A 12,103-nucleotide genomic window follows, 5' to 3' on the forward strand; every position below is an offset into this window, starting at 1 on the left:
TCCTGCCCGGCCCGTCTTGTGTTCTGGTTGCCGGGACTATCCACAAGGCACCGCGGAAAGTCACGCCGGCCCCTTATCGCACGCAGCCGGCGCGTATCACGAAATCGTGTGCCCGTCAGTTCAGGTCGGGCACCAGCTTGCCGGGGTTCATGATGTTGTTGGGATCAAGCGCCCGCTTGATCGACCCCATCACTCCCCAAGCCGCGCCGTGCTGGGCATCCATCAGGCCCCGCTTGCCCACGCCGATGCCGTGCTCGCCGCTGATCGTGCCCCCGACCGCGAGGGCGCGGTGCGCCATCCGCTCGGCCACGCCCTTGGCGATGGCGATCTCGTCCTGGTTGCCGGGTTCAAGCAGCATCAGCACATGAAAGTTGCCGTCGCCCACATGGCCCACCACGTCGCCCATCAGGCCCGACCGGTGCATGTCCTCGGACGCGGCCGCGACCGCCGCAGGCAGTTCGGACATCGGCACGCAGATGTCGGTGCTGATCCCCGTCGCGCCCGGCCGCAGCTTGAGCGCCGCGTAATAGGACGCATGGCGCGCCGCCCACAGGCGGTTTCGCTCGTCCAGGCTGGTGGCCCAGGCGAACCCCTGCCCATGGTTTTCGGCCGCGATCGCACCGAAGCTTTCCGCATCGGCCTTGACCGACTGCGGCGAGCCGTTGAACTCGACCATCAGATGCGGCTGTTCGGGATAGGCCGATCCCATGTGCATGTTGACCGCGCGCATGGCCATCGCGTCCATGAACTCGATCCGCGCCATCGGGATGCCCATCTGCATCGTCTGCGCCACGCAGGTGACTGCATCCTCGAGCGTCGGAAAGGCGCAGACGGCGGCGGCGACATCTTCGGGCTGGGGGTGCAGGCGCAGCGTCAGTTCGGTGATGATCGCCAGCGTGCCCTCGGACCCGACCAGCAGCGCGGTCAGGTCATAGCCGGCGCTGGACTTGGCCGCGCGGCTGCCGGTGCGGATCACGGTGCCGTCCGCCAGCACAGCCTCGAGCGCGAGGACGTTCTGGCGCATGGTGCCATAGCGGACCGCCGTGGTCCCGCTGGCGCGGGTCGATGCCATGCCGCCAAGGCTGGCATTCGCGCCCGGATCGACGGGAAACATCAGGCCCGTCGCGCGCAGCTCCGTGTTCAGCGTCTCGCGCGTGACGCCCGGCTGGACGACGGCCAGCATGTCCTCGGGCCGGATATCCAGCACCTTGTCCATCCGCATCATGTCCAGCACCAGACCGCCCCGGACGGCCAGCGCATGCCCTTCCAGCGAGGTGCCCGTCCCCCATCCGATCACCGGCACCCGGTGCGCATTGCAGATCGCCAGCACGCGCGACACCTCGGCCGTGTCCAGCGGAAAGCCCACCGCATCGGGGGGCGGGGCGCGGTGGAACGTTTCGGATGCGGCGTGCAGGGCCAGGTCGGATTCGCCGGTGGACAGCCGGTCGCCCAGCACGTTGCGCAGTTCGGACAGGACGGATGGGGCGATCGGCACGGGGCGACTCCTCTGCTTGTGGCGGCTGGACAGTGCATCCGGCGGGCGCGGCTCTCAACCCCGCGCGGCCGGGTTTCTTCTGCAGTCAAATATCCCGGGGTGAGCCGCCGGCAGGCGGCGAGGGGCAGCGCCCCTTGTCAGCCCGCGCCCAGGGGCGCCGTCGCCTGCGCCAGCCAGCCCTGCGCATCGGCCGGAACCAGAGGGCCGATCTCGGCCAGAACGCGGGCGTGATAGGCGTCAAGCCAGGCGATCTCGGCCCGGCCCAGCATCCCCGGCTCGACAAGCCGGGTGTCGATCGGCACCAGCGTCAGCGTCTCGAACCCCAGCATGTCGCGCCCGTCCGGGCTGGGCGCAGGCTCGACGGCGATCAGGTTCTCGATCCGGATGCCCCATTCGCCCTCGCGGTAATAGCCCGGCTCGTTCGACAGGATCATCCCCGGCTCAAGCGGGATGGTCGAGCGGCGCGCGATGCGGACCGGGCCTTCATGGACGCACAGCGCCGCCCCCACCCCGTGCCCGGTGCCATGGTCATAGTCCAGCCCGGCCTGCCAAAGCGGCGCACGCGCCACCGCATCGATGTCGCGCCCCGCAACGCCGCGGGGAAAGCGCAGCCGCGACAGCGCGATCATGCCCTGCAGCACCCGCGTATAGGCATCGCGCGCGCCGGAGGGCGCGGGGCCGATGGGAACCGTGCGGGTGATGTCGGTGGTGCCGTCCGCATACTGCCCCCCCGAATCAAGCAGCAGCAGATCGCCGGCCCGGACTGTACGGTCGGTGGCCTGCGTCACGCGGTAATGCACGATCGCCCCGTTGGGGCCGGACCCGCAGATCGTGTCAAAGCTGATATCGGTGGCCCCTGCCGCGCGCCGGTATTGTTCCAGCATGCGCACCACGTCGATTTCCGTAAAGGCGCCGGGCGGCTGGGCATCGATCCAGGCCAGCGCGCGGATCACCGCCACCGCGTCGCGGCGGTGGGCGGCGCGCATCCCGGCCAGCTCGGCCGCCGTCTTGCGCGCCTTGGGCAGCGATACGGGATCGTCCTGCAGCGCGACCTCGACCCCCGCCCCTGCCAGCGCGGTCGTGACGGCGACGGGCACGCTGGCGGGATCGGCGCGCACCGGGCCGGCCAGCGCGGCCAGCGCCGCCGCGAACCGGCCCGGCGGCTGGATCGACACATGGTTTCCCAGATGCGCGGCAACCTCGGGGCCGAACTTGGCCGGGTCGGCGAAAAGCTGCACCCCGCCTGCGTCATCCAGGATGGCGAAAGACTGCACCACCGGATTGCGGGGCAGGTCAGCGCCGCGGATGTTCAGCAGCCAGCAGATCGAATCGGGCATTGTCAGCACCGCAGCCCGGTGCCCCGCCGCGCGCAGATCGGCCGCGATCATCGCGCGCCGTTCGGCCGCGCCGGCCCCGGCATGGCGGCTGTCGTGAACACGCACCGCGCCCTGCGGCGGGTCCGGGCGATCGGTCCAGATCGCATCGACGGGGTTCGCGATCGCCCGCAGCGCGATGCCCGACCCCTGAAGCGCCTTGTCCAGCGCGGCGATTTCATCCTGCGTATGCAGCCAGGGATCAAAGCCGAGAACGCCCCCATCGGGCAGCGCCGCGCGAAGCCAGTCGGCGGCCGGCGTTTCCGGCCAGTTCACCGGCGTAAGGATCGCCGGGTCCGTCTCGGCCCGCACCTGCACGCGGTAGCGCCCATCGACAAAGACCCCGGCCTGCCCGGCGGTCAGGATGGCAAAGCCCGCGCTGCCGGAAAAGCCGGTCAGCCAGCGCAGCCTTGCATCGCAATCGGCGACGTATTCGCCCTGATGGGCATCGGCGCGCGGAACGATCACCGCGTCCAGCCCCTTGGCTGCCATCAGCGCCCGCAGCGCCGCCAAGCGCGGCGCGGCGCAGGCGGGGTCGGCCTCGGAATCAAAGGTCTGGAATCCGCCCATGGCGCTTGCCTTGCCGCCCGCCATCAGCGCCGCGCCGCGGCCAATGCGGCGCGGGCGCGCCGGCGCGGATCGCTTTCGAACAGGGCGGCAAGCTGTTCGGTCATCGCCCCGGCAAGCTGCTCGACATCGGTGATGGTCACGGCGCGCTGGTAATAGCGCGTCACGTCATGGCCGATGCCGATGGCGATCAATTCGACCTGCCGGCGCCGTTCGACCATGGCGATCACGTCGCGCAGGTGCCTTTCGAGATAGTTCGCGGGGTTCACCGACAGGGTCGAATCGTCCACCGGCGCGCCGTCGGAAATCACCATCAGGATGCGCCGCGCCTCGGTCCGCCGCGTCATGCGCCGATGCGCCCATTCCAGCGCCTCGCCGTCGATGTTTTCCTTGAGCAGCCCTTCCTTCATCATCAGCCCTAGATTGGGGCGCACCCGCCGCCAGGGGGCGTCGGCCGACTTGTAGATGATGTGGCGCAGGTCATTGAGGCGGCCGGGATTGGCCGGGCGGTTGGCCTTGAGCCAGGCCTCGCGGCTCTGCCCGCCCTTCCAGGCGCGGGTGGTGAAGCCCAGGATCTCGACCTTGACGGAACAGCGTTCCAGCGTGCGCGCCAGCACGTCGGCGCAGATCGCCGCGATGCTGATGGGGCGCCCGCGCATGGACCCGGAATTGTCGATCAGCAGCGTGACGACCGTGTCGCGGAACTCGGTATCCTTTTCCCACTTGAAGGACAGCGGCGTGGTGGGGTTGGCCACCACGCGCGCGAGGCGGCCGGCATCCAGCACGCCTTCCTCGCGGTCGAACTCCCAGCTGCGGTTCTGCTGGGCCTGCAAGCGGCGCTGAAGGCGGTTGGCCAGGCGGCTGACCGCGCCCTTGAGGGGTTCGAGCTGCTTGTCGAGATAGGCGCGCAGCCGTTCCAGTTCGGCCGGGTCGGCCAGATCCTCGGCCCGGATCTCCTCGTCGTATTCCTGGGTGAAGACGCGATAATCCGCCGACGCCTCGCTGACTGGGGGCGGCAGTTCGGGCGGCATCTCGCTGTCGGGCATCTCGGCATCCTCGGCGATCTCGTCATCCGACTGATCGTCCAGGCTGACCTGGGCCTGCCGTTCGTCCTGGGTGCGCTCCTGCGTCTGCTCGGGGCTGGCCTCGGCGTCCTCGCCCTCCTCCTGCTCGCGCGCCTGGTTGTCGCCGCTCTCCTCGTCCTCGTTCGCGGTCTCGTCCGCATCGTCCTGCTGCGGCTCGTCCGGATCGTCCCCCAGCTGGTCGCCATAGCCCAGATCGGCGATCATCCGGCGCGCCAGCCGGGCAAAGGCGGACTGATCGGCCAGGGCCGCTTGGACATCGGTCAGCGCCGCGCCGGCCTGCTGCTGCACGAAGGGGCGCCACAGATCGGCGACATGCTGGGCGGCAGGCGGCAGCGGCCGGCCGGTGGCGGCCTGCCGCACGAGATAGCCCGCCGCGACCGCCAGCGGCGCATCGGCCGCGGCGGCGATCTGGCCATAGCCCTTGCGCTCGGCCTCGGCGCCCAGGCGCGCGTTGATGTTGGACAGGGCGCCCGGCATCGCGCGCGCGCCCAGCGCCTCGCACCGGGCGGTTTCCATGGCCTCGTAAAGCTCGCGCGCGACCGGACCGGCGGGGACGTATTTCGCATGCGTGCCCGCATCGTGATGGCGCAGCTTCATCGCCAGCGCATCGGCCGTGCCGCGGGCCTGCACGATCTCGTCCCGCGTCATCCGGCGGCTGACCTGCGGCAGGCGCATCATGTCCCCCGCCAGGCCGGCCGGATCGGCGGAATAGGTGACGTTCAGATCGGCATCGTCGGCCAGCGCGCGGGTCGCCTCGGCCAGGGCCTTCTTGAACGGGTCGGCGGGGTTGTCGGTCTTTTGCATGGCCCTGTTTTGGGCCGTTCGCGGGCGCGTGTCCATATGGTGCGGGCGGACCGGGGCGCTGCCCCGGACCCCGGGATATTTTCATGCAGAAGAAACGCAGGTCCGCCCACAGGCGTTTTCAGCCCGCCGCGAGGGAGAATCGATGATGCAACGGGCCGTCCTGACGCTTGTGCCTGCGCTGCTTGCCCTTGGCATCGGCGCGTCACCGGCCCGTTCGGCCGAAACCTGCAGGCCCGAATACGAGCGCGGCTTTGCCGAAGGTGTCGCGGCCGTCAATGCGCAGCTTGGGTCGGTGACGGCGCGGATGCAGCGGGACGTGCAGGCGCAGGTGAACGCCCAGCTTGCCGCACTGGATGCCCGCCGGACGCGGGAACTGGAAACCCGGCTGGCAGAAGCCCAGGGCCGCGCGTTGCAGGGCGGTTCTGGCGCGGGTGATGCCCCATCCCGGTCGATGCCGCGGCTGCCCCCGCTGGTGCGCGCCCCCGGCGGCGGCATTGCGCCGGACCTGACGAGGGACCAGGCCGCCGCGACGCGGCTCGCCCGCCGGCCCGATCCGCGCATCCCCGCCGATCCGGCGGCCCTGCCCGCCGGGACGACCATCACCATCAGTGATCCGCAGAACCTGCCGCCTGCCCTGTTCAAGGCATTGATGGATTACGCCGGGCGCTGACGGTTTCGCGCATCAAAACGCGCCCGCGCCGCGTCGATCGCATCGGCATGGGCCCAGGTCCATTCCGCCAGGGCTGCGATCGGGCGGAACAGGTCATGCCCCATTTCGGTCAGCGCATATTCCACCTGCGGCGGGCGCAGCGGGGTCACCGTGCGGCTGACCAGCCCGTCGCGTTCCATCTTGCGCAGCGTGGCGGTCAGCATCTTCTGCGAGATGCTGCCCATCCTGCGCTTGAGCGCGGAAAAGCGCAGCGGCCCCTGCCCCAGTTCGCGCACGATCAGCAATGTCCATTTATCGCCGATCCGCCCCAGCATTTCACTAATCCGCCGGCAAGTTCCCGTATCCTGCGTATCGGGAGGTATCGCCGAGGTGCCTTCTTGTGCCATCGCCAGCCCGCCCCATAGTTACCGACATAAACCACGTTAACAACGGAGACCGCCGATGTCCAAACCCACCATCGCCGTCATTATCGGATCCACCCGCCAGGCCCGCTTCGGCGACAAGCCGGCGCGCTGGTTCATGGAAAAGGTCAGCGACCATGCCGACCTTGCCTTCGAACTGGTCGATCTGCGCGACTTCAACCTGCCGATTTTTGACGAGGTGGCCTCGAACGCCTATGCCCCTTCGGCCAGCCCCGAGGCGCAGCGCTGGCAAGAGGTCGTCAAGGGCTTTGACGGCTATGTCTTTGTCCTGCCGGAATACAACCATTCGCTGCCCGGCGCGCTCAAGAACGCGCTGGATCACGACTATACGGGGTGGAACCGCAAGCCGATGGGCGCGGTGGCCTATGGCTCGATGGGCGGGGCGCGGTCGCTCGAACATCTGCGCGGCATCGCGGTCGAGCTGCAGATGGTTCCCCTGCGCAATGCCGTCCATATCGGCGGGGGCGATTTCTTCACGGTCTGGAGCGGCGGGCAGGACAAGCCGATGAGCGAGATCGAAGACCACCTGGAAGTCTCGCTGAACGCCATGCTGGACGAGCTGGTCTGGTGGACCAAGGCAACCAAGGCCGCGCGCGAGGCTTGAAGATCAGCGGCCGATCAGATCCGGTTCTGGTCGGCCGCCGTCATGATCCGGCGCGGCTCGGGGGCAGAAGCCAAAGGCGCCGCGTACTGGGCGATCTGACCCCAGTTTTCTTTGTACGCGTCGAGCCAGCCGGCCCTCAGCGGAAAATCGGCTCCACAGATCCTAGTGTAATCAAGGTTGAGACGCCGCAGCGTCGTTGGGTTGCGGACCGCGTCATTCTTCCCTGGCCGGCCAAGCCACGCCTTGTAGCTTGACCTCACTGCATCAGCGACGATGCGGGAAGGCACCACATAGACCACGGGAAAGAGACTGTCCTTGCGCAGCTCCGCCTCTTTCCCCAGATCGACAAAGGCATAGAATATGCTGTCGCCCGCGATGCGCTCATGCTTTTCCTGCATGTGCCAGCCGCGATCGGCGCCTTTGTCCCAACTTGTCTTGACCTGAAAGGCGCACAGCTGTGTGCCGTCTGTCGATGTCACGACGATGTCAAAGTTCAGTACGCCCTGCGGCGCCAGCGCGGCGATGTATCCCCGCGACAACAGCCGTGACATGACCAGATGCTCGCCGGCGGCCCCGTCAGCGAGCTTTGGCGAACATCCATCAAACCGCCCTTGCCGCCGCGCTCTCCGGCAGTTCCTCGTCGAACAGGCGCTGATAGAACTCGGCGACCGTCTGGCGCTCCAACTCGTCGCATTTGTTCAGGAAGGTCAGGCGGAACGCATAGCCCACATTGTCGAAGATGCGGCTGTTCTGCGCCCAGCTGATGACCGTCCGGGGCGACATGACGGTGGACAGATCGCCCTGCATGAAGGCGGTGCGGGTCAGGTCGGCCAGCGTCACCATGCGGGCGACGATGCCGCGGCCCTTTTCGGTGTTCATCTGCGGCACCTTGGCCAGCACGATCGCCGTCTCCGCATCATGGGACAGATAGTTAAGCGTCGCGACCAGGTTCCAGCGGTCCATCTGGCCCTGGTTGATCTGCTGGGTGCCATGGTAAAGGCCGGTCGTATCGCCAAGGCCCACCGTGTTGGCCGTTGCGAACAGGCGGAAATAGGGGTTCGGGGCGATCACCTCGTTCTGGTCGAGCAGCGTCAGCTTGCCCTCGGCCTCCAGCACGCGCTGGATCACGAACATCACGTCGGCGCGGCCGGCGTCGTATTCGTCAAAGACGATCGCCGTCGGGTTGCGCAGCGCCCAGGGCAGGATGCCTTCGTGGAACACCGTCACCTGCTGGCCGTCCACCAGCTTGATCGCGTCCTTGCCGATCAGGTCGATGCGGCTGACATGGCTGTCAAGATTGACGCGCACGCAGGGCCAGTTCAGGCGGGCCGCCACCTGCTCGATATGGGTGGATTTGCCGGTGCCGTGATAGCCCTGGATCATCACCCGGCGGTTGTAGGCGAACCCCGCCAGGATGGCGAGCGTGGTGTCAGGGTCGAACTTGTAGGTCGGGTCGAGGTCGGGCACCCGGTCGGTGCGTTCGGCAAAGCCCTTGACCTTCATCTCGCTGTCGATGCCGAAGACGTCGCGGATGTCGATTTCCTCGGTCGGTTTCGCGTTCACGTCCAGATCGGTCATCGTCCGGGTTCCCTTTCCTTGAATGCTGTGGTGATGAAGCATCGCCCGCAAAGGTGCAAGCAAGGCCGAACCGAATGGGGGCCGGTGCGTTCGCCCCGGTAACGTGCGGACAGAAACGGAGCGGAGATGAGCGGACTGATCGCATTGCTGGACGACGTGGCCGGCATCGCCAAGGTGGCGGCGGCCTCGATCGACGATGTGGCGGGCATGTCCGTCAAGGCCAGCGCCAAGGCCGCCGGCGCGGTCATCGACGATGCGGCGGTGACGCCGAAATATGTCCACGGCTTCGATGCCGATCGCGAGGTGCCGATCGTCTGGAAGATCGCCAAGGGCTCGATCTTCAACAAGATCGTGATCCTGCTGCCGGTGGCGCTGCTGCTGTCGGCCTTTGCGCCCTGGGCGATATCGCCGCTGCTGATGCTGGGGGGCGGGTATCTGTGCTTCGAGGGCGCAGAGAAGGTCTGGCACGCCTTTGCGCCCGGCGGGGGGCACGAGGACGAGGACGAGGACACGTGCGCCGAAGATCCCGCGCATCTTGAGGAAAGCAAGGTCGCGGGGGCGATCAAGACCGATTTCATCCTGTCGGCCGAGATCATGACCATCGCCCTGAACGAGGTGACGCGGCTCGTCGTCGCGCAGGGCATCCACGGCCCCCTCAAGTTCGCGATGGAGGCCGCGGCACTGGCCTTTGTCGCCATGGCGATCACGGGCGGGGTCTATGGCTTTGTCGCCCTGATCGTGAAGGTCGATGATTATGGCCTGTCGCTGGCGCGCACGCGCACGGGCCTGCTGAGCAGGGCGGGATGCTGGCTGGTGCGGGTCATGCCGCGTTTCATGGCGGCGCTTACCATCATCGGGACGGCGGCCATGATCTGGGTGGGGGGCAGCATCGTCCTGCACGGCCTGCACGACCTGGGTCTGCACCAGCCCTATGAATGGATCCAGCACCGCGCGGCCGAGGCAGCCGCCGCGATGCCGGGCATCGCGGGCCTTGCGGGATGGTTCGTCACCGCCCTGTTCGACGGCATCTTCGGGCTTGTTCTGGGATTGCTGCTGCTGCCGGTGGCGAACGGGGTCATCGCGCCCCTGTGGTCGGCGGGGCGGCGGGCGTTCGGCCGGTCGTGATCACCGCCGGGCGGTGCGCAGCGACATCGCCCACAGCACCGCCAGCCCGGCCGAACACAGCGCATTCCAGGCCGCCATGCTGAGCCCGAGGAAGGACCAGGCCGGCTGGTCGCAGCGCACGACCTGCGCGCTGCGGATACGGTTCAGCAGGTCGGCGGTGCTGGCGGCTCCCAGATCGCCAAGCCCCCCGGTGCAGGCGGTGGGCCCGGCCCACCACTGCAGCTCCACCCCCGTGTGGTAAAGCGCGGTCCCCGCCGCAGCGAGCGCGGCGAGCAGGCCAAGAAACGCCAGGGCGCGTCGATGCCCTGTCAGCAGGATTGCCGCCCCGACCGCCACGGCCGCGGCATGGGTCCAGCGCTGGAGCAGGCACAATTCGCAAGGACGATACCCCGCTGCCTGAAAGCCGAATGCCCCGGCCAGCAGCAGGGCCGATCCGGCCGCCGCGGCCAGCGCAAGCCTGCGCCGGAACACGCCGACAGGCGGCAGGGAAACAGGCCGGGATTGGGGCATGGATCGGCTCCGAAATCTCAGTGGGCGCGCCAGGTGACAACGCGCCACAGATAGACCAGCACGACGGCGGCGACGACGATCTTGGACAGCGGATCAATCACATCAGCGACACGCGCCCAGTTCGCGGCCAGCAGCATGCCGGCGGCGGCCAGCAGCCCGGTCCATAGCAGGCTGCCCAGGATGGTCCAGCCGAGGAACCGCAGCCATCCCATGCCGGCAACCCCGGCGGGCACCGAGATCAGCGTGCGCACCGCCGGGATCATCCGGCCTAGGAAGACGGCGATGCCGCCCCTGCGGTCGAACCAGCCCTGCGCCGCGTCGATGTCAGACGGCGCGACCGTCAGCCAGCGCCCCCAGCGCCCCGCCCAGCGGCGCAGCCGTGCCGCGCCGATCCAGGCGCCCAGGATGAACCAGACCGATGTGCCCAGGACCGAGCCGGCCGTTCCGGCAAGCAGCGTCGGCACCAGGGCCATCTTTCCCTGCGCGATCAGATAGCCGGCCAGCGGCATGATGACCTCGGACGGAATGGGCGGGAACAGGTTTTCAAGCAGCATCAGGGCAAAGACGCCGGGATAGCCCCAGCCCCCGATCACCGAGACGACCCATTCGAACATCCACCGCTCCTGCATCGCAGCGCCGTGGCGCCCTTGGGGGTGGCGGCAAGAAAGCCCGGCTTGCGGGAACCGTCAACCCTGCATAACCATTCACCGACTGGCCCGAACCTGCGCACCGCGCGGATCGCGCCTGTCCGGCTCAGGGAGGATGCGGAATGGAATGGCGTGGCCGACGCGGCAGCAGCAACATCGAGGATCGCCGCGGCATGGGCACCGCGGGAGTCGGCGGCATCGGGCTTGTCGGAACGCTGGTGGTGCTGGCGGTAGGGTATTTCTTCGGCGTCGACATCACGCCGACGATGGGCGGCCTGTCCCAGCAGCCCGGCGCCGCCCCGCGCGGCGAGCTGTCACAGGCCGACCGCGATGCGAGCGATTTCGTCTCCGTCGTGCTGGCCGACACCGAGGAGGTGTGGGCGGATGTCCTGTCCCGGCAGGCCAACATGCAATATACCAACCCGACGCTGGTGCTGTTTTCGGGCGCGGTGCAGTCGGCCTGCGGCGGCGCCTCGGCCGCGATGGGGCCGTTCTATTGCCCCAACGACCGCAAGGTCTATCTCGACACAGACTTCTTCCGCGTGATGCAATCCAAGATGGGCGCGGGCGGCGATTTTGCCTATGCCTATGTCGTGGCGCATGAAATCGGCCACCATGTCCAGAACCAGCTCGGCGTGCTGTCTGAGGTTAACCGCGTCCGCGCCCGCGCCAGCGAGGCCGATTCCAACCATCTTTCGGTGCTGACCGAATTGCAGGCGGACTGCTTTGCGGGCATCTGGGCGCGCCAGGCAAGCGAGCGTTACGGCACGATCGAGCAAGGCGACATCGAGGAGGCGCTGAACGCCGCCCGCGCCGTGGGCGATGACGTGCTGATGCAAAAGGCCGGGCGTGCCCCCATGCCCGATTCGTTCACCCATGGCTCGGCACGCGACCGCATGACCTGGCTGCAGCGCGGGATGCGCTCGGGCCAGCTGGCGCAGTGCGATACCTTCTCGAACGCCGGGCTCTGACCGCCGGCCCCTTCGACTGAACAGCAGCCGCGCCGGCTATCGGCGCGGCTCTCTTGCTTTGCCCTCCGGGTGCCGGGTCGGGTATTGCGGCACCGGGGCGGCCCTGCCCCCGCTAAACGGGCAATGCCTTTGCCCGCCTGCTGCGTTGAACCCAGAGGCTGTGGGTGCTAGAGTTGGCCTCAACGATATGTTGAAGGCGAGCCGTGGCCGATACTCCCCCCGATCCTTCCGAAGACGACCTGCCGGCGCAGG

The 12,103-nt window shown here is 68.2% G+C and carries 12 protein-coding genes; 4 read left to right on the forward strand and 8 right to left on the reverse strand.

The features are described from left to right. Nucleotides 1–115: 115 nt before the first annotated feature. The 3 genes from B0A89_RS00255 to cobT form a co-directional block, all read right to left on the reverse strand. Nucleotides 116–1,495 (reverse strand): FAD-binding oxidoreductase, encoded by a 1,380-nt coding sequence (locus tag B0A89_RS00255; RefSeq protein WP_085376433.1) that lies wholly within the window; start codon nt 1,493–1,495, stop codon nt 116–118. A 137-nt stretch (nt 1,496–1,632) separates the two neighbouring features. After that, nucleotides 1,633–3,438 carry an aminopeptidase P family protein gene (locus tag B0A89_RS00260; RefSeq protein WP_085378644.1) on the reverse strand — a complete coding sequence of 602 codons (1,806 nt, stop codon included), beginning with the start codon at nt 3,436–3,438 and terminating at the stop codon, nt 1,633–1,635. Nucleotides 3,439–3,461: 23 nt separating this feature from the next. After that, nucleotides 3,462–5,324, reverse strand: coding sequence for a cobaltochelatase subunit CobT (cobT, locus tag B0A89_RS00265; RefSeq protein ID WP_085376434.1), 1,863 nt, complete (start codon nt 5,322–5,324; stop codon nt 3,462–3,464). A 142-nt stretch (nt 5,325–5,466) separates the two neighbouring features. Between cobT and B0A89_RS00270 the strand changes: the two genes are divergently transcribed. After that, entirely contained in the window at nt 5,467–5,994 is a 528-nt protein-coding gene (locus B0A89_RS00270; RefSeq protein WP_169712115.1) for a hypothetical protein, read from the forward strand. Here the strand turns inward: B0A89_RS00270 and B0A89_RS00275 are convergent. Beyond that, entirely contained in the window at nt 5,979–6,308 is a 330-nt protein-coding gene (locus tag B0A89_RS00275; protein WP_240558574.1) for a winged helix-turn-helix transcriptional regulator, read from the reverse strand. The two genes, B0A89_RS00270 and B0A89_RS00275, sit on opposite strands and share 16 nt — an antisense overlap. A gap of 127 nt (nt 6,309–6,435) precedes the next feature. Here B0A89_RS00275 and B0A89_RS00280 point away from each other — a divergent pair, with 127 nt between their 5' ends. Continuing rightward, the gene (locus tag B0A89_RS00280) at nt 6,436–7,020 is read left to right on the forward strand and encodes an NADPH-dependent FMN reductase (protein ID WP_085376436.1); all 585 of its coding nucleotides are present in this window, start codon (nt 6,436–6,438) and stop codon (nt 7,018–7,020) included. Nucleotides 7,021–7,034: 14 nt separating this feature from the next. Here B0A89_RS00280 and B0A89_RS00285 read toward each other — a convergent pair whose 3' ends face one another. Both B0A89_RS00285 and cobS read right to left on the reverse strand, forming a co-directional pair. After that, entirely contained in the window at nt 7,035–7,571 is a 537-nt protein-coding gene (locus B0A89_RS00285; RefSeq protein ID WP_205949762.1) for a hypothetical protein, read from the reverse strand. A 49-nt stretch (nt 7,572–7,620) separates the two neighbouring features. After that, nucleotides 7,621–8,640, reverse strand: a complete 1,020-nt coding sequence (gene cobS / locus B0A89_RS00290) for a cobaltochelatase subunit CobS (protein WP_420814399.1) — start codon at nt 8,638–8,640, stop codon at nt 7,621–7,623. An 84-nt stretch (nt 8,641–8,724) separates the two neighbouring features. Here cobS and B0A89_RS00295 point away from each other — a divergent pair, with 84 nt between their 5' ends. Beyond that, complete coding sequence (locus B0A89_RS00295; protein WP_085376438.1) at nt 8,725–9,723, forward strand: DUF808 domain-containing protein; 999 nt, start codon at nt 8,725–8,727, stop codon at nt 9,721–9,723. On the opposite strand, the gene B0A89_RS00300 is transcribed toward B0A89_RS00295, so the two are convergent. Together B0A89_RS00300 and B0A89_RS00305 are read right to left on the reverse strand one after the other, a co-directional pair. Next, entirely contained in the window at nt 9,724–10,194 is a 471-nt protein-coding gene (locus B0A89_RS00300) for a disulfide bond formation protein B (protein ID WP_240558575.1), read from the reverse strand. A 56-nt stretch (nt 10,195–10,250) separates the two neighbouring features. Beyond that, complete coding sequence (locus B0A89_RS00305; protein ID WP_338045734.1) at nt 10,251–10,862, reverse strand: DedA family protein; 612 nt, start codon at nt 10,860–10,862, stop codon at nt 10,251–10,253. 140 nt (nt 10,863–11,002) lie between these two features. Here B0A89_RS00305 and ypfJ point away from each other — a divergent pair, with 140 nt between their 5' ends. Then, nucleotides 11,003–11,851 (forward strand): KPN_02809 family neutral zinc metallopeptidase, encoded by an 849-nt coding sequence (gene ypfJ / locus B0A89_RS00310; protein WP_085376441.1) that lies wholly within the window; start codon nt 11,003–11,005, stop codon nt 11,849–11,851. Nucleotides 11,852–12,103: the final 252 nt, after the last annotated feature.

This window comes from Paracoccus contaminans (assembly GCF_002105555.1).
In the GTDB taxonomy this organism is placed as follows: domain Bacteria; phylum Pseudomonadota; class Alphaproteobacteria; order Rhodobacterales; family Rhodobacteraceae; genus Paracoccus; species Paracoccus contaminans.

Coding starts and splice junctions, on each gene's coding strand:
- B0A89_RS00275 (WP_240558574.1), bottom strand. CDS start 6,308: ATGCTGGGGCGGATCGGCGATAAATGGACATTGCTGATCGTGCGCGAA.
- B0A89_RS00260 (WP_085378644.1), bottom strand. CDS start 3,438: ATGGGCGGATTCCAGACCTTTGATTCCGAGGCCGACCCCGCCTGCGCC.
- B0A89_RS00280 (WP_085376436.1), top strand. CDS start 6,436: ATGTCCAAACCCACCATCGCCGTCATTATCGGATCCACCCGCCAGGCC.
- B0A89_RS00305 (WP_338045734.1), bottom strand. CDS start 10,862: ATGCAGGAGCGGTGGATGTTCGAATGGGTCGTCTCGGTGATCGGGGGC.
- ypfJ (WP_085376441.1), top strand. CDS start 11,003: ATGGAATGGCGTGGCCGACGCGGCAGCAGCAACATCGAGGATCGCCGC.
- cobT (WP_085376434.1), bottom strand. CDS start 5,324: ATGCAAAAGACCGACAACCCCGCCGACCCGTTCAAGAAGGCCCTGGCC.
- cobS (WP_420814399.1), bottom strand. CDS start 8,640: ATGCTTCATCACCACAGCATTCAAGGAAAGGGAACCCGGACGATGACC.
- B0A89_RS00285 (WP_205949762.1), bottom strand. CDS start 7,571: ATGTCACGGCTGTTGTCGCGGGGATACATCGCCGCGCTGGCGCCGCAG.
- B0A89_RS00295 (WP_085376438.1), top strand. CDS start 8,725: ATGAGCGGACTGATCGCATTGCTGGACGACGTGGCCGGCATCGCCAAG.
- B0A89_RS00270 (WP_169712115.1), top strand. CDS start 5,467: ATGATGCAACGGGCCGTCCTGACGCTTGTGCCTGCGCTGCTTGCCCTT.